Origin of the sequence: Streptomyces sp. NPDC005496 (genome assembly GCF_042872045.1) — a bacterium.
In the GTDB taxonomy this organism is placed as follows: domain Bacteria; phylum Actinomycetota; class Actinomycetes; order Streptomycetales; family Streptomycetaceae; genus Streptomyces.
Window position 1 is genome coordinate 641,996 of sequence record NZ_JBIAJQ010000003.1, and the last position, 16,482, is coordinate 658,477.

Here is a 16,482-nt window from a genome sequence, read left to right on the forward strand (position 1 = left end):
CCGCTGCCGTACCCTCGACCCCATGTCGCTCTACGCCGCGTACGCCGGCAATCTCGACCCGCGGCTCATGACGCGCCGCGCCCCGCACTCGCCGCTGCGCGCCACCGGCTGGCTGAACGGCTGGCGGCTGACCTTCGCCGGTGAGCACATGGGCTGGGAGGGCGCTCTGGCGACGATCGTCGAGGCACCGCGTTCCCAGGTGTTCGTGGCGCTGTACGACGTGGCGCCGCTGGACGAGGACTCGATGGACCGCTGGGAGGGCGTGGGCCTCGACATCTACCGCCGGATGCGCGTACGGGTGCACACCCTGGAGGGCGAGGAACCCGCGTGGGTGTACGTGCTGAACGGCTACGAGGGCGGGCTGCCGTCGGCCAGGTACCTGGGTGAGATCGCCGACGCGGCGGAGTCGGCCGGGGCGCCGCACGACTACGTCATGGAACTCCGCAAGCGCCCCTGTTGACGCCGGGCCGCCGGCCCCCGGAAATCCCCGTGCCGTGCCGCCACGGGATCGCCGCACCGCCCGCCCGGAGCGGCGGCCCAGCTCCCCGATCCGGGGCACCCGCTCCCCGGTCCGGCGCGCCCCGGGCCCGCCCTTTCGTGGGAAACGACAAGACAACGATCGCATGACCGTGAGCTCTGTCATCTACGCGCGTAGGCCGAGACCGGCTACCCTCATGCGCGTGAACGCATCTCTTCTTCCGGACGACATCCAGGGCGATCCCTACGCCGCCGCCGACGCCGCCGCCGCGCGCCTGCGCGAGCTCACGGGCGCCGAGACCCACGACGTCGCCCTCGTGATGGGCTCCGGCTGGGCTCCGGCCGTGGACGCCCTCGGCGTCCCCGAGGCCGAGTTCCAGGTCACCGAGCTGCCCGGCTTCCCGCCGCCGGTGGTCGAGGGCCACGGCGGCAAGATCCGCTCCTACCGCACGGGCGGCAAGCGGGCGCTGGTCTTCCTGGGCCGCACCCACTACTACGAGGGCCGCGGCGTCGCCGCCGTCGCGCACGGCGTCCGCACCGCCGTCGCCGCCGGCTGCAAGACGATCGTGCTCACCAACGGCTGCGGCGGCCTGCGCGAGGGCATGCGCCCCGGCCAGCCGGTCCTGATCAGCGACCACATCAACCTGACGGCGACCTCGCCGATCGTCGGCGCGAACTTCGTGGACCTCACGGACCTGTACTCGCCGCGCCTGCGCGCCCTGTGCAAGGAGGTGGACGCCACCCTGGAGGAGGGCGTCTACGCGCAGTTCCCCGGCCCGCACTACGAGACGCCGGCCGAGATCCGCATGGCCCGTGTCATCGGCGCGGACCTGGTCGGCATGTCGACCGTCCTGGAGGCGATCGCGGCGCGCGAGGCGGGTGCGGAGGTCCTCGGCATCTCGCTCGTCACCAACCTCGCCGCCGGTATGACGGGTGAGCCCCTCAACCACGAGGAGGTCCTCCAGGCGGGCCGCGACTCGGCCGCCCGCATGGGCGCCCTGCTCACCCGGGTGCTGGACCGCATCTGACCCGGCCGGGCCCCTGCCCCCCGGACCCGGCTGCCCGGCCCCGACGCGCTCGTCCTCGACGCCTAGGGGGCCGCGGGCTCCCGGCGCTCTCCAGGGCGGTCCCGACCCTCCGGCGTACGCGGAGCGGGGTCCGTCCCGGGCCCCGCGCGCACCTGGACGGGTCCGGGCCGCGCCGTGCGGGAGCGCCCGGGACGAAACCCGGGTACACAGCAACGTACGACGCAGACGAAGACGAGAGGTTGACCCCACGTGCAGGACGAACTCATCGCACGGGCCGAGGCATGGCTGGCCGAGGACCCCGACGCGGAGACCCGTGAGGAACTCGCCAAGCTCATCGAGTCCGGGGACGTCACCGAGCTCGCCGCACGCTTCGGCGGCACCCTCCAGTTCGGCACCGCCGGCCTGCGGGGCGAGCTGGGCGCGGGCCCGATGCGCATGAACCGCTCCGTGGTCATCCGCGCGGCCGCCGGACTCGCCGCGTACCTGAAGGCGCAGGGCCGGACGGACGGCCTCGTCGTGATCGGCTACGACGCCCGCCACAAGTCCGCCGACTTCGCCCGGGACACCGCCGCCGTGATGACCGGCGCCGGGCTCCGGGCCGCCGTCCTGCCCCGTCCGCTGCCCACCCCGGTCCTGGCCTTCGCCATACGGCACCTCGGGGCGGTCGCGGGCGTGGAGGTCACCGCCAGCCACAACCCGCCGCGCGACAACGGCTACAAGGTCTACCTCGGCGACGGTTCGCAGATCGTGCCGCCGGCCGACGCGGAGATCGCGGCCGAGATCGACGCCGTGCGCGCGCTCGCCGACGTGCCGCGCCCGGACCGCGGCTGGGAGACCCTCGACGACAGCGTCCTGGAGGCCTACCTGGCCCGTACCGACGCGGCCCTCGCCCCCGACTCGCCCCGGACGGCCCGCACCGTCTACACGGCCATGCACGGCGTCGGCAAGGAGACCCTGCTCGGCGCCTTCGCGCGAGCCGGCTTCCCGGAGCCCGTCCTCGTCGCCGAGCAGGCGGAGCCGGACCCGGACTTCCCGACGGTCGCGTTCCCGAACCCGGAGGAGCCGGGCGCGATGGACCTGGCCTTCGCGAAGGCGCGCGAGACCGAGCCGGACCTGATCATCGCCAACGACCCGGACGCCGACCGCTGCGCGGTGGCCGTCAGGGACGGTGGCGACTGGCGCATGCTCCGCGGTGACGAGGTCGGCGCGCTGCTCGCCGAGCACCTGGTCCGCAAGGGCGCGCGCGGGACGTTCGCCGAGTCGATCGTCTCCTCCTCGCTCCTCGGCCGGATCGCCGAGAAGGCGGGCCTCGCCTACGAGGAGACCCTGACCGGCTTCAAGTGGATCGCCCGCGTGGAGGGACTGCGGTTCGGCTACGAGGAGGCGCTGGGCTACTGCGTCGACCCCGAGGGCGTACGCGACAAGGACGGCATCACCGCCGCCCTGGTCGTCACGGAGCTGGCCTCCGAGCTCAAGGAGGAGGGCCGCACGCTGCTGGACCTCCTCGACGACATCGCCGTGGAGTACGGCCTGCACGCCACCGACCAGCTGTCGGTGCGGGTGGACGACCTCTCGGTCATCGCGAGCGCGATGCGGCGCCTGCGCGAGCAGCCGCCGACCCGGCTCGCGGGCCTGACGATCGAGAAGTCCGAGGACCTGACGCAGGGCACGGATCGGCTCCCGCCCACCGACGGGCTGCGCTACACCCTGGACGGCGCCCGCGTGATCGTCCGTCCGAGCGGCACCGAGCCGAAGCTGAAGTGCTACCTGGAGGTCGTGGTGCCGGTGGCGACCCACGCAGACCTCCCCGAGGCCCGCACCCGCGCGACCGGCCTGCTGACGATGATCAAGCAGGACCTGTCGGCGGCGGCCGGCATCTGAGCCACCGCCCCGCACGCACCACGAGACGAAGCCCCGGTCCGGGTCCCCGGACCGGGGCTTCGGCCGTACTCCCGGGGCGCACCCGGCGCACGCCCGATCAGCGCGACTCGGGCCGGTTCACGCGCGCCCGGCGCAGCTCACGGCAGCAGGAAGACCAGCACGACGGCCCAGGCCACGGCCAGGACCACGCTCACGGGCCACAGCGGCCGCCCCCGCTCCCGTCCGCTGCTGCTCCCCGTCGGCCGCAGCGCGGGGTCCCGCCACATGGCGGTGATCTCGGCGGCCGTCCTCTCGTACGGGTGGACCAGTCCGAACCGCCGCTCCAGCCACAGCAGCCGAGGTCCGTGGACGCTCCACACGGGGAACGAGGCCCGGTGGCTGTCCACCCTCAGCACGGTGTTGCGGCACTCGACGACCCGGATGTGGTCCCAGGCGACGTGCCGGGTGCCGCGCAGGTCGTTGAGCCACAGCCCGGAGCTGTCGGCGGTGATGCGCCAGGCCGCCTTGCGGGGCAGCGACAGCACGCCCATCAGGCCGACCGCCGCGGCCAGGACGTAGCGCCACACACCGTCCTCAGCGGGGAGCAGGAAGCAGCCGAACAGCACGAGGGCGGCGGCGCCGAGCCGGTCCCACCAGCCCGCTCCCCAGCGCCGTACGGGCACCGGCCCCGCGTCCAGCGCCCGCACCACCGCGGTCCGCCGCTCCTCCTGCGTCTGCTCGCGGGCCGCGGCCTTGCGCAGCGCGGCCACCCGGCGCCGCGCGGCACCCTCCGACAGGGGGCGTACGGGCCCGGTGGACCAGGCGCGCGCGGGCGGCTCGTCGGCCTCCTCCTCGGCGCGGACCAGGAGGATCTCGGCGCCGTCGCAGGGCACGCCGTACAGGACGGCCTCACTCAGCGGGCCGGGGGTGTCGAGACCGGCGAGGAGCTTCTCCAGCTCGTCGTCCTCGTCGTCCTCGTCGTCGTCACCCTCGACCTCGTCCTCGTCCTCGTCCTCGTCCTCGTCGTCGTCCTCGTCGTCGTCGTCCGGCAGGTCACGCAGGGAGACGACGAACAGCGGCCGTCGCGCCTGCCGGTCGTCCGCGGCGAAGACCTCGGTGTCGCCGGTGCCGTCGTCGCGCGCCAGGACGCGCAGCACCGGTACCGGGGCTCGGCGCAGCGCGGTGGCCCGGCGCCGGCCCAGCACACCGGAGAGGGCGGCCGTCAGGCCCAGGCCGAGCGCGCAGCAGCCCACCGTCCGGGACACCTCGGGGTCGCCGGTGAGGGTCCAGGCGTCCGCCGTGGCCGGCAGGACGCCGCCGAGCACCGCGAGGACGAGTCCGGCGGGGACGAGGAAGGTCCCGCGCTCCAGCGGCCGGTCCTTCCCGGGCGGCGGCGCGGTCACGCCGTCGGCCGCGGCGAGGGCGGCCTCGCGCTGGCGCCCCCTGGCCCGCAGCCGCAGACCCGCGGCGGTCCAGGACACGGCCAGTGCCGCGACGACCGGCGCGGTCACCGCCCACGGCAGGCGGGGGTGCTGCGTGAGGAGGACGACGGCCAGGGCGGGAGCCGTGACGGGTACGACCTCGGGGCGCACCGACACCCAGACGACGTGGCAGGCGAGCAGCGCGGCGACGTACGGGCGTACGTCCGCGAGCGCGGGCACCAGGAAGGGCGAGGCGGCGACGAGGGCGCCGAGCGTCAGGTGGTAGCGCGCCCGGCCGCGCACGGGGGCCCAGCGCGGCGGCAGCGCCCCCGTCCAGCGGCGGACCCCTTCGCCGTCCCAGGCACGGCAGTCGTCGGGCACGGCGGCGGCGGGCAGCCGCGCGGGCCCCTGAAGATTCGTACTCATCGATGACCAGACGCTCGGACCCTGGCCGCGGTTGCCCACGACCACGAAAGCGGGGCCCGGCCCGGCGACCGCAGCTCAGGACAGACCCCTCCACTCGCGGCCCACCGTAGGCGGACGGACCAGCCGGCCGCATCACGCACCGCAAGCGGCCGTTCGAAGCACGGCGACCGCCAGGCAGGGCGGCCCCTCCACTCGCGGCCCACGTCAGACGGCCGGCGCGCGACAGCCACCGACGGACGGACCGGCCCGCCGCATTCCGCCCCGCAGCGGCTGGGTCACGGCGACCACCGGCCCCTCCACTCGCAGCTCACCGAAACCGGCCGACGCGCGCGAGTCACCGACGGACGGACCGCCCTCCGCTTCACGCACCGCAAGCGCCGAAACGCCCCGCACGGACGAACCGACCCGCTCGCCACGCGCCACTCACCGGAAGCGACCGCAGCACGGCGCCCCGCGCACGGCACCGCGCACGAAAGCCCGCGCCGGTCAGGCGCGACCGGTCCGCTCAGCCGATCGCGAGCAGGATCACCAGCAGCAGCGCCCCCGCGATCACCGGGGCCAGCACCTCGTACGCCCAGCGCACGCTGACCTCGCCCTGGGCGGTCGGTGCCGCCGCGCGGTCCTGGACGAGTTCCCGCAGGTCGTCCATGATCTGGTCGGCCGGTGCGCGGGTGGGGTCGGTCGCGATCGCGGACGTGCGGCCGCTGGTGTCCGCGGCGGCGCTGCGCGACTGCCGCCTGGCGGCGCGCTTGCGGGCGCGCAGGGAGACCGGCACGGCCCAGAGCTGATATTTGGTGCCGGCGGTGTCGACGACCTCGTTGGAGTAGCCGGAGCGCAGCGAGCCGACGGCGGCCCAGGGCAGCACGATCACCCGGAACGGGTTGCGCACGCGCAGCCGGTCCTCGTTGGCGAAGACGGCGGGGCGCAGGGTGAAGGCGCTCACCAGGGGGACGAGCAGGATCAGCGCGGCGAGCGCCACCCACGGCGTGCGCCCGTCACCGATGATCAGCGCGTCGATGCCGAGCCAGCCCGTGATGGCGAGCAGCAGCACGCCGCCCGCGATACCCGCGGACGACCGGTAGGTGCGGTCGCTCAGCTCTGGGTGCGCGGCGTCCGGTGCGGGAGACTGGTGGTCCGGGGTCGTCATGGCCCCGATTGTGCCCGACAGTGGCAGCTGTGCCCGTACACGGTGGTCGAGGTCACTTCGACCACGTGGGGTGTACAGCCGCTACGCGCGTAGATATGCTCAGGTCGTGACCATGCCCACCACTGCATCCGCTGCTCATGCACTCACGGACGTCGCCGCGTCCGACAGCACGCTGCGCCGCTTCCTCCACGGGCTGCCCGGCGTCGACGCGGTCGGCCTGGAGGCGCGCGCCGCCTCACTCGGCACCCGTTCCATCAAGACCACGGCGAAGGCGTACGCCATCGATCTCGCCATCTCGATGGTCGACCTGACGACGCTGGAAGGCGCGGACACCCCGGGCAAGGTCCGGGCGCTCGGCGCCAAGGCGGTCCGTCCGGACCCGACGGACCGGACGACGCCGAGCACCGCCGCCGTCTGCGTCTACCCCGACATGGTGCCCGCCGCCAAGGAGGCCGTCGCCGGCTCCGGGGTGAAGGTCGCCTCCGTGGCGACCGCGTTCCCGGCCGGGCGTGCCGCGCTCGACGTGAAGCTGGCCGACGTGCGCGACGCGGTCGCCGCGGGCGCGGACGAGATCGACATGGTCATCGACCGCGGCGCGTTCCTCTCGGGCCGCTTCATGAAGGTGTACGAGGAGATCGTCGCCGTGAAGGAGGCCGCGGGCGCCGCCCGGCTGAAGGTCATCTTCGAGACCGGCGAGCTGTCGACGTACGACAACATCCGGCGGGCCTCCTGGCTCGGGATGCTGGCCGGCGCCGACTTCATCAAGACCTCGACCGGCAAGGTCGCGGTGAACGCGACGCCCGCGAACACGCTGCTGATGCTGGAGGCCGTCCGCGACTTCCGCGCGCAGACCGGCATCCAGGTCGGCGTGAAGCCCGCGGGCGGTATCCGCACCTCCAAGGACGCCATCAAGTTCCTGGTCGTGGTCAACGAGACCGCGGGCGAGGACTGGCTGGACAACCACTGGTTCCGCTTCGGCGCTTCCTCGCTCCTGAACGACCTGCTGATGCAGCGTCAGAAGCTGGCCACCGGCCGCTACTCCGGCCCCGACTACGTGACGGTGGACTGATCACCATGACCATCGAGAAGCGGTCATCCGCATTCGAGTACGCACCGGCGCCCGAGTCCCGCGCGGTCGTCGACATCGCCCCGTCCTACGGGCTGTTCATCGACGGCGAGTTCACCGAGGCAGCCGACGGCCGGGTCTTCAAGACGGTCAGCCCGTCCACCGAGGAGGTCCTCTCCGAGGTGGCGCAGGCGGGCGCCGAGGACGTGGACCGCGCCGTGAAGGCCGCCCGCCGCGCCTTCGAGAAGTGGTCGGCGCTGCCCGGCTCCGAGCGCGCCAAGTACCTCTTCCGCATCGCCCGGATCATCCAGGAGCGCAGCCGCGAGCTGGCCGTCCTGGAGACGCTGGACAACGGCAAGCCGATCCGGGAGACCCGCGACGCGGACCTCCCGCTGGTCGCCGCGCACTTCTTCTACTACGCGGGCTGGGCCGACAAGCTCGACCACGCCGGGTTCGGCGCGAACCCGCGCCCGCTGGGCGTGGCCGGCCAGGTCATCCCGTGGAACTTCCCGCTGCTGATGCTGGCGTGGAAGATCGCCCCCGCTCTCGCGACGGGCAACACGGTCGTCCTGAAGCCCGCGGAGACCACTCCCCTGTCGGCCCTGTTCTTCGCGGACATCTGCCGCCAGGCGGGCCTGCCCAGGGGCGTCGTCAACATCCTCCCGGGGTACGGCGACACGGGCGCCGCGCTCGTCGAGCACCCGGACGTGAACAAGGTCGCGTTCACCGGCTCGACGGCGGTCGGCAAGGCCATCGCCCGCCAGATCGCCGGCACGCGCAAGAAGGTCACCCTCGAACTGGGCGGCAAGGGCGCGAACATCGTCTTCGACGACGCCCCGATCGACCAGGCCGTCGAGGGCATCGTCTCCGGCATCTTCTTCAACCAGGGCCAGGTCTGCTGCGCGGGTTCGCGGCTCCTCGTCCAGGAGTCGATCCAGGAGGAGCTGCTGGACTCGCTCAAGCGCCGGCTGTCCACGCTGCGCCTCGGCGACCCGCTCGACAAGAACACGGACATCGGCGCGATCAACTCCGCCGAGCAGCTGGCGCGCATCACCACGCTCACCGAGCAGGGCGAGGCCGAGGGCGCCGAGCGCTGGTCCCCGGCCTGCGAACTGCCCTCGTCCGGCTACTGGTTCGCCCCGACGCTCTTCACGAACGTCACCCAGGCGCACACCGTCGCCCGCGACGAGATCTTCGGCCCGGTCCTGTCCGTCCTCACCTTCCGGACGCCGGACGAGGCCGTGGCCAAGGCCAACAACAGCCAGTACGGCCTCTCCGCGGGCATCTGGACGGAGAAGGGCTCCCGCATCCTGGCGGTGGCGAACAAGCTCCGCGCGGGCGTCGTCTGGTCCAACACGTTCAACAAGTTCGACCCGACCTCCCCCTTCGGCGGGTACAAGGAGTCGGGCTTCGGCCGCGAGGGCGGCCGCCACGGCCTGGAGGCGTACCTCGATGTCTGATGCGCGACTGTCGGTGTTCAAGACCTACAAGCTGTACGTCGGCGGGAAGTTCCCGCGTTCCGAGAGCGGCCGGGTGTACGAGGTGACGGACTCGAAGGGCAAGTGGCTGGCCAACGCGCCGCAGTCCTCCCGCAAGGACGCCCGGGACGCGGTCGTCGCCGCGCGCAAGGCGTTCGGCCCGTGGTCCGGTGCGACCGCCTACAACCGCGGCCAGATCCTCTACCGCGTCGCGGAGATGCTGGAGGGCCGCCGGGGGCAGTTCGTCCACGAGGTCGCCGACGCCGAGGGCCTGTCGAAGTCCAAGGCCGCCGAGCAGGTCGACGCGACGATCGACCGCTGGGTCTGGTACGCGGGCTGGACCGACAAGATCGCCCAGGTGGTCGGCGGCGGCAACCCGGTCGCGGGCCCGTACTTCAACCTCTCCACGCCGGAGCCGACGGGCGTGGTGGCCGTCCTGGCACCCCAGGCGTCGTCGTTCCTCGGCCTGGTCTCGGTCGTCGCCCCGGTGATCGCGACGGGCAACACCGCCGTCGTCATCGCCTCCGAGAACTCGCCGCTCCCGGCGCTCTCCCTCGGCGAGGTGCTCGCCACCTCCGACCTGCCCGGCGGTGTGGTCAACGTGCTGTCCGGCCGGACGGCGGAGATCGCCGCGCCGTTGGCCGCGCACCAGGACGTGAACGCGATCGACCTCGCCGGTGCCGACGAGGCGCTGGCGAAGGAGCTGGAGATCGCGGCCGCCGACAACCTGAAGCGCGTCTTCCGTCCACAGCCTGTGGATTACGCGCGCACGCCGGGCATCGAGCGGCTCACGGCGTTCCTGGAGACGAAGACCGTCTGGCACCCGACGGGTTCGCTGGGCGCGTCCGGCTCCGCCTACTGAGCCACCGCGGTCCGGGGCCATCGCGCCCCCGTGGTCTCGGGACCCCGATCCGTGTCCCCGGGGTCCCGTACACCGGAGAGCCGCGCTTCCCCTCCGTCCAGGGGGAGCGCGGCTCTCTTCACGTTCAGTGCAGCAGCCCGGGTGCCTGCCCGATGACCGGGATGCTCCCGATCGACGGCGCCTGCGCCAGCGGACCGGTCAGGGCCTGGGAGGTCAGCGGCCGGAAGTCGCCCAGCTGGGTGCCGACGCCGTTGTCGAGCGGGTCGACGCCCGTGCCCGCGAGCGGGTTGGGCTTCAGGCCCTCCACCGGTCCCGTGACGTACTGGACGATCCCGGTCACCGCTCCGAGTCCCGCCTGGGGGTCGATGTTGCCGAGCGAGGTGGGCCGGGTGTGCGCCACGCCGAGAACGTCCTGAGTGTCCGCGGCGGCCGTGGAGGCCCCCGCTCCGAGTGCCGCGCCCGCCGTCGCGAGGGCCACCAGGGCACGCCGGGCGGTCGGGCTGTTCAGGGGTGTGTGTCGGGCCATGACTGGTGCCGCCTTCTGCTGCTCAAGGTAATCAGGTCGACACGTAGGGTAGTTGAGGTGTGATGTGCGCTCCAACGCCGACCCGCGGGGTCGGCCGGGGCCCCCCGATGCCTCACACTGGACTCTCGTGAGTTCCCATCCGCCCATACCCGCCCGCGTCGTGCTGCTGTCCGGCCCGTCCGGCTCCGGGAAGTCCCTCCTCGCCGCCCGTTCGGGCCTGCCCGTCCTGCGGCTCGACGACTTCTACAAGGAGGCGTCGGACCCGACCCTGCCCCAGGTGGAGGGGAGTTCCGACATCGACTGGGACCACCCGCTGTCCTGGGACGCGGACACCGCGGTCGCCGCCATCGCCGAGCTGTGCCGCACGGGCCGTACCACCGTCCCCGTGTACGACATCTCCCTGAGCGCGCGTACGGGCACGGAGACCCTGCACATCGACCGCACCCCGCTGTTCATCGCCGAGGGCATCTTCGCCGCCGAGATCGTCGGCCGCTGCCGCGAACTCGGCGTCCTGGCCGACGCCCTGTGCCTGACCCGGGGCCCCGTCACCACCTTCCGCCGGCGCTTCCTGCGTGACCTCAGGGAGGGCCGCAAGTCCGTGCCGTTCCTGCTGCGCCGCGGCTGGCGCCTGATGCGGGACGAGCGGTCGATCGTGGCCCGGCAGACGGCGCTGGGCGCGTACGCCTGCGACCGGGACGAGGCGCTGGGACGGCTGGCAGGAGCGGCGGCGGGCCGCAGCGCGGCCGCCAAGAGCCCGGCGTAGCGTCCGCCCGCACACACGAAAGCGGGACCGGAAGGACCCCCCGGCCCTCCAGTCCCGCTCTTTCGTGCTCCCCCGTGATCACAGCGGCTCCCCCCGGAACCGCTCCCCCGTGACCACACCGGCTCCCCCCGGAACCGTTCCCCCGTGCGTCCCCCGTTTCCCCGTTCCCCCGGACCTTCAGGCGACGAGTTCGCCGAAGGACTCCTCCTCGTCACGGCCGAAGCTGAGGACCTCGTCCTCGCGCAGCCGGCGGAGCGACCGCCAGATGCTGGACTTCACCGTGCCGACACTGATGTCGAGGATCTCCGCGATCTCCGGATCCGTGCGGCCCTCGTAGTAGCGCAGGACCAGCATGGTGCGCTGGAGTTCGGGCAGCCGGGCGAGCGCCTGCCACAGCACGGCGCGCAGCTCGGTGCCGCGCATCGCGTCCGTGTCACCGGCGGTCTCCGGCAGTTCCTCGGTCGGGTACTCGTTCAGCTTGCGCCGACGCCAGGCGCTGATGTGCAGGTTGGTCATCGTCCGCCGCAGGTAGCCCCCCACCGCGGCCTTGTCGCTGATCCGCTCCCACGCCCGGTACGTCGAGAACAGCGCGCTCTGGAGCAGGTCCTCGGCCTCGAAGCGGTCCCCGGTCAGGTGGTAGGCGGTCGCGTACAGGGAGGCGCGGCGCTCCTGGACGTAGGCGGTGAACTCCGCCTCCGACAGCGAGCGACGCTCCCCCGAGCCCTCCCTGTACGCGGCTCCCCCGTGAGCTCCCCCGTCGGCGGCGGACTTCTCCGCCACCGCCGTTCCCCCCGTGAACGCGTCAACCACCGTCATGTACGCGGTGTGCTGACGCCCGGCGCCGCGAGCGCACCCCCGCCCGCTCACAGCACCGGACTTCTCCGTGCTCCGGTTGACGTCGTGAAGACGCGTGACCACTGCGCTAGTGCTGGTGCTGTGCAGCGTGTTCATCTCGCGCCCCCCGTCGTGGAGTCCCGGTTTCCCTGCGTGCCTTGCTGGTGTCGAAAACTCTGCCGCCGGCACTTCATGGCCGTGTCCGCCGACTGTCACAGGCCTGTCACAGGGGTCACCCCCGGGCGCGTCACGCGGCGATCACGGAGAAGAGCCGTACGACTACGCAGACGGCTCATGGCGACTTCCATCTGTGCAAGAGATGGGTGGGAGCGGTTCAACGGTCGATAGACCACCGTGCGATGGGCCAGAATGACGTTCGTGCCTTCCCTGTTGCTGATCGAGGACGACGACGCCATCCGTACGGCCCTGGAGCTCTCTTTGACGCGCCAGGGACACCGTGTGGCCACCGCTGCCACCGGCGAGGACGGTCTGAAGCTGCTGCGAGAGCAACGGCCGGATCTCATCGTGCTGGACGTGATGCTGCCGGGCATCGACGGATTCGAGGTGTGCCGCCGCATCCGGCGCACGGACCAGCTGCCGATCATCCTGCTGACCGCCCGAAGCGACGACATCGACGTGGTGGTCGGGCTGGAGTCCGGCGCCGACGACTACGTGGTCAAGCCGGTGCAGGGCCGCGTCCTCGACGCCCGTATCCGGGCGGTGCTGCGGCGCGGCGAGCGGGAGGCCAACGACTCGGCGACGTTCGGTTCCCTGGTCATCGACCGGGCCGCCATGACCGTCACGAAGAACGGCGAGGACCTGCAACTGACGCCGACCGAGCTGCGGTTGCTCCTGGAGCTGAGCCGCAGACCCGGACAGGCGCTGTCCCGCCAGCAGTTGCTGCGACTGGTCTGGGAGCACGACTACCTGGGCGACTCCCGCCTGGTCGACGCGTGCGTGCAGCGCCTGCGCGCGAAGGTGGAGGACGTCCCGTCCTCGCCCACCCTGATCCGTACCGTGCGCGGAGTCGGCTACCGGCTGGACAACCCTCAGTGACACCACCGCAGGACGAGCGCCGCGGCTGGGCCGCGGCGCGCAGGGCGAGGCTCGCCGGTCTGCGCTTCACCAGCCTGCGGCTGCGCCTGGTCGTGGTGTTCGGGCTGGTCGCGCTCACCGCGGCGGTGTCGGCGTCGGGGATCGCGTACTGGCTCAACCGCGAGGCCGTGCTCACCCGTACCCAGGACGCGGTGCTGCGCGACTTCCAGCAGGAGATGCAGAACCGCGCCAGCGCCCTGCGCCCGCACCCCACGCAGGACGAACTGCAGCACACGGCGGGGCAGATGGCCAACAGCAGCCAGCGCTTCAGTGTGCTGCTCGTCGAGGCCGACAAGAGCGGCCGGACGGTCACGGGCAACTCGGACCTGGACGCGTTCACCCTGGAGGACGTGCCGAAGTCCCTCCAGAAGGCCGTGAACAAGAGGCAGTCGGTCTCCTCCGGCAACAAGTACGCGTACCACCTGTACTGGCAGCGGATCGTGGAGGACGACGAGCCGTACCTGGTGGCCGGCACGAGGGTGATCGGCGGTGGCCCGACCGGCTACATGCTCAAGTCCCTCGAACCGGAGGCCAAGGACCTCAACTCCCTCGCCTGGTCGCTGGGGATCGCCACGGGCCTGGCGCTGATCGGCTCGGCGCTGCTCGCGCAGGCCGCGGCGACCACGGTCCTCAAGCCGGTGCACCGCCTCGGCACCGCGGCCCGCAGGCTCGGCGAGGGCAAGCTCGACACGAGGCTCCGCGTCTCGGGCACGGACGAACTCGCCGATCTGTCACGCACGTTCAACCGCACGGCGGAGTCCCTGGAGAAACGCGTCCAGGACATGAGCGCGCGCGACGAGGCGTCCCGCCGCTTCGTCGCCGACATGTCCCACGAACTGCGCACGCCGCTGACCGCGATCACCGCCGTGACGGAGGTCCTCGAAGAGGAACTCGACGCGGAGACCGGCAGTGTGGACCCGATGATCGAGCCGGCGGTCCGGCTGGTGGTCAGCGAGACCCGCCGCCTGAACGACCTCGTCGAGAACCTGATGGAGGTCACCCGCTTCGACGCGGGCACGGCCCGCCTGGTCCTTGACGACGTGGACATCGCCGATCAGATCACGGCGTGCATCGACGCGCGCGCCTGGCTGGACGCGGTGGAACTCAACGCCGAGCGCGGCATGATGGTCCGGCTCGACCCGCGCCGGCTCGACGTCATCCTCGCCAACCTGATCGGCAACGCGCTCAAGCACGGCGGCTCGCCGGTCTGCGTCTTCGTCCGCAAGGAGTCCGACGACCTGGTGATCGAGGTCCAGGACCACGGCCCCGGCATCCCCGAGGACGTGCTCCCGCACGTCTTCGACCGCTTCTACAAGGCGAGCGCGTCCCGCCCGCGCTCCGAGGGCAGCGGACTCGGCCTGTCCATCGCCCTGGAGAACGCGCACATCCACGGCGGCGAGATCACGGCGGCGAACTCGCCCAAGGGCGGCGCCGTGTTCACCCTGCGGCTGCCCCAGGACACGTCCGTGCCCCCGGAGGCGGACGGCACGGAGGAGGACGCCGGATGAGGCGACGACTGCGGGGCGTACGCCCCTGGCTGACGCTCGTGGCGTCCGCGGCGCTGCTCACGGGCTGCGGCATCCGCTCGACCCAGGTCCCGACGGACTTCGGCCCCGCGCCGTCCCGGGTGCCGTGCTCGCTGCCGGGCTCCGACATCGCCACCCGGTCGGCGCCCGGCATCCCGGTCCAGGTCTTCCTCCTGTGCTCCTCGCAACTGGTGACGGTCGACCGGTCGGTGCGCATCCCGGACGGTACGGCGGAGGCGCAGCGCCGGGTACTGGTCGCCCAGGGTCTCCTGGACCAGCTCGCGGGAACGCCCTCCTCGCCGGAGAGGCAGGCCGGTTACTCGACCGACGTGCGCGCCGGTACGCGGGTGAGCGGGCCGCAGGGCAAGGACCCGGAGAACACGTTCCGGCTCAGCACGGCGCCGGAGAAGCTGACGTCGTACGCCCTCGCGCAGATCATCTGCACGTTCGCCGACTCGGAGGCGACCGCGGCGGACGACGGCTCCGTCATCCTGGGCGGCCCCGCCCCGGCCCCGCTCCACCACTACGACTGCACCACAGAGGTCCGCGCCAGCCCCGGCACAGAGACTCCCCCCTCCACAGACATCACCGAAAACTGACCCCACCCCCACAGCCGAGGCCGCGGCGGTCCCGCTCACCCCACGTACATCCGGCACCCGGTGCCGCAGCCGAGGTCAGGGTGGGACGGCGAACCCGGCGCCAACGGGGAGCCGCCTGCGCCCATCCTCCCCCATCGCCCCTAGCGGCACGCCTGCCCGCAGCTGGAGGGGCCGCCGCCCTTCACCGCACGTGTGCCCGCACCGGAGCCACCGACCCCGCGCCCCCGCAGCTCAGCCCCTACGAACCGCAAGCCGCCATGCGACCGAAGGGGCCGTGCCGGTACATCAAATGGCCGTCGAGACGGGGACGTACCCGACCGAGGAACGCTGGTAACGGACGCCCACAACAACTACCGACGGCCGGATGTACCGGCACGGCCCCGACCCACCCACCGCCGGACAGCGCCCGACGCCCACCGAACCGGACACCGCAGGGGCTCCAGACGGTGTGACCCCCGCCCCACCCGGAACCGATCCCACCAACCCCCGCGTCTAGGGGGACGTGCAGCGTCAAGGCTCGAACGGCGGCAGCGCCGTGACCCGCGTCCGTGCGACAGGAGGTGTCCTCCTCGTCGCCCACCTCGCGCTCGTCGCCTGGATCACGCTGCGCCCCCTGGACGTCCCCTGGGTGAGCGCCGCCAACCTGCGGCCCTTCGCCGGCATCCGGGCCGACCTGGCCCTCACCCCACAGGAAGCGGCCCGCCGCATAGGCGAGGGCCTCGCCCTGCTGGCCCCGCTAGGCGTCCTGCTCCCCCTGGCCGGCGGCAGACTCACCGCCTCCCCTCTGGCCTCCCTGCTCCGCACGATGACCGCGGGCGCCCTGATCTCCCTCGGCATCGAGCTGTTCCAGACCGGCGTACCGGGCCAGGTCGTCGACATCGACTCCCTGCTGCTGAACACGGCCGGCGTGGCCCTGGCCCACATGGCCGTCGTACCCGCCGCCCGCGCCCGTCTCCGCCGCAGGGCCGAGACACGGCGCCGCTCGACCGTCCGCCCGGAGGAGACGACTCAGGGTCTGACCCCGACGATTCCCAGGGTCGGCATCGCACCGTAGAGCGACGCTTCGCCCGCTTCGTGACCGTAGCTTTGACAGGGATGAGGCAGCCGCCAGGGAAGCCTCGGCACGGTTCACGAAGGAGCCATGATGACCGCCATTGCCCGCCCCACCCAAGGTCGCATGATCGGCGGAGTGTGCGCAGCGCTGGCGCGGCGCTTCGGTACCTCCGCGACGACGATGCGGGTGATCTTCCTGGTGTCGTGCCTGCTGCCGGGCCCGCAGTTCGTGCTCTACATAGCGCTGTGGTTCCTGTTCCCGTCGGAGGACAAGGCCCGCACGGCCTGGTAGTGAGGACGACCGCCGGCAGGACGCCCGAC

16 protein-coding genes are annotated in these 16,482 nt (G+C 72.6%); 12 read left to right on the top strand and 4 right to left on the bottom strand.

The features are described 5' to 3' along the window. Positions 1 to 22: 22 nt before the first annotated feature. From ACFYQQ_RS11550 to ACFYQQ_RS11560, 3 genes are all read left to right on the top strand, one after another. Positions 23 to 460, top strand: a complete 438-nt coding sequence (locus ACFYQQ_RS11550; RefSeq protein ID WP_121405665.1) for a gamma-glutamylcyclotransferase — start codon at positions 23 to 25, stop codon at positions 458 to 460. A 220-nt stretch (positions 461 to 680) separates the two neighbouring features. Further along, complete coding sequence (locus ACFYQQ_RS11555) at positions 681 to 1,505, top strand: purine-nucleoside phosphorylase (protein WP_355787136.1); 825 nt, start codon at positions 681 to 683, stop codon at positions 1,503 to 1,505. 249 nt (positions 1,506 to 1,754) lie between these two features. Continuing rightward, the gene (locus ACFYQQ_RS11560) at positions 1,755 to 3,386 is read left to right on the top strand and encodes a phospho-sugar mutase (RefSeq protein ID WP_355787138.1); all 1,632 of its coding nucleotides are present in this window, start codon (positions 1,755 to 1,757) and stop codon (positions 3,384 to 3,386) included. Between the two features lie 137 nt (positions 3,387 to 3,523). Here the strand turns inward: ACFYQQ_RS11560 and ACFYQQ_RS11565 are convergent, their stop codons facing one another. Next, positions 3,524 to 5,212 carry a hypothetical protein gene (locus ACFYQQ_RS11565; protein WP_356243560.1) on the bottom strand — a complete coding sequence of 563 codons (1,689 nt, stop codon included), beginning with the start codon at positions 5,210 to 5,212 and terminating at the stop codon, positions 3,524 to 3,526. Between the two features lie 505 nt (positions 5,213 to 5,717). Beyond that, positions 5,718 to 6,359 carry a PH domain-containing protein gene (locus tag ACFYQQ_RS11570; protein WP_355780033.1) on the bottom strand — a complete coding sequence of 214 codons (642 nt, stop codon included), beginning with the start codon at positions 6,357 to 6,359 and terminating at the stop codon, positions 5,718 to 5,720. Between the two features lie 112 nt (positions 6,360 to 6,471). On the opposite strand from ACFYQQ_RS11570, the gene deoC reads away from it, so the two are divergent. The 3 genes from deoC to ACFYQQ_RS11585 are packed head-to-tail and all read left to right on the top strand — an operon-like array spanning position 6,472 to position 9,765. After that, the gene (gene deoC, locus ACFYQQ_RS11575) at positions 6,472 to 7,428 is read left to right on the top strand and encodes a deoxyribose-phosphate aldolase (protein ID WP_355780066.1); all 957 of its coding nucleotides are present in this window, start codon (positions 6,472 to 6,474) and stop codon (positions 7,426 to 7,428) included. A 5-nt stretch (positions 7,429 to 7,433) separates the two neighbouring features. Beyond that, on the top strand, positions 7,434 to 8,885 hold the full coding sequence (locus ACFYQQ_RS11580) for an aldehyde dehydrogenase family protein (RefSeq protein WP_355780036.1): 1,452 nt from the start codon (positions 7,434 to 7,436) through the stop codon (positions 8,883 to 8,885). Beyond that, positions 8,878 to 9,765, top strand: coding sequence for an aldehyde dehydrogenase family protein (locus ACFYQQ_RS11585; protein ID WP_355780039.1), 888 nt, complete (start codon positions 8,878 to 8,880; stop codon positions 9,763 to 9,765). The genes ACFYQQ_RS11580 and ACFYQQ_RS11585 overlap by 8 nt, the downstream gene beginning before the upstream one ends. Positions 9,766 to 9,889: 124 nt before the next feature. Here the strand turns inward: ACFYQQ_RS11585 and ACFYQQ_RS11590 are convergent, their stop codons facing one another. After that, entirely contained in the window at positions 9,890 to 10,291 is a 402-nt protein-coding gene (locus ACFYQQ_RS11590; protein WP_355780042.1) for a hypothetical protein, read from the bottom strand. A 127-nt stretch (positions 10,292 to 10,418) separates the two neighbouring features. On the opposite strand from ACFYQQ_RS11590, the gene ACFYQQ_RS11595 reads away from it, so the two are divergent. After that, the gene (locus ACFYQQ_RS11595; RefSeq protein ID WP_355780045.1) at positions 10,419 to 11,054 is read left to right on the top strand and encodes a uridine kinase; all 636 of its coding nucleotides are present in this window, start codon (positions 10,419 to 10,421) and stop codon (positions 11,052 to 11,054) included. Positions 11,055 to 11,231: 177 nt separating this feature from the next. Here ACFYQQ_RS11595 and ACFYQQ_RS11600 read toward each other — a convergent pair whose 3' ends face one another. Beyond that, a complete protein-coding gene (locus tag ACFYQQ_RS11600) occupies positions 11,232 to 12,005 on the bottom strand; it encodes a SigE family RNA polymerase sigma factor (protein WP_355780048.1) in 774 nt (257 codons plus the stop codon). Positions 12,006 to 12,266: 261 nt separating this feature from the next. Between ACFYQQ_RS11600 and afsQ1 the strand changes: the two genes are divergently transcribed. The 5 genes from afsQ1 to ACFYQQ_RS11625 all read left to right on the top strand — a co-directional run bounded on the left by afsQ1 (position 12,267) and on the right by ACFYQQ_RS11625 (position 16,453). Next, complete coding sequence (gene afsQ1, locus ACFYQQ_RS11605; protein WP_099505496.1) at positions 12,267 to 12,944, top strand: two-component system response regulator AfsQ1; 678 nt, start codon at positions 12,267 to 12,269, stop codon at positions 12,942 to 12,944. Then, positions 12,941 to 14,491: a HAMP domain-containing sensor histidine kinase gene (locus tag ACFYQQ_RS11610; RefSeq protein ID WP_355780052.1), complete on the top strand. Its 1,551-nt coding sequence runs from the start codon at positions 12,941 to 12,943 to the stop codon at positions 14,489 to 14,491. Before afsQ1 ends, ACFYQQ_RS11610 begins: the two co-directional genes overlap by 4 nt. Continuing rightward, a complete protein-coding gene (locus tag ACFYQQ_RS11615; protein ID WP_355780055.1) occupies positions 14,488 to 15,108 on the top strand; it encodes a hypothetical protein in 621 nt (206 codons plus the stop codon). The genes ACFYQQ_RS11610 and ACFYQQ_RS11615 overlap by 4 nt, the downstream gene beginning before the upstream one ends. 502 nt (positions 15,109 to 15,610) lie before the next feature. Then, the gene (locus tag ACFYQQ_RS11620; protein WP_388904295.1) at positions 15,611 to 16,162 is read left to right on the top strand and encodes a VanZ family protein; all 552 of its coding nucleotides are present in this window, start codon (positions 15,611 to 15,613) and stop codon (positions 16,160 to 16,162) included. Positions 16,163 to 16,252: 90 nt separating this feature from the next. Further along, positions 16,253 to 16,453: a PspC domain-containing protein gene (locus tag ACFYQQ_RS11625; RefSeq protein ID WP_356172131.1), complete on the top strand. Its 201-nt coding sequence runs from the start codon at positions 16,253 to 16,255 to the stop codon at positions 16,451 to 16,453. The last annotated feature ends 29 nt before the right edge of the window (positions 16,454 to 16,482 follow it).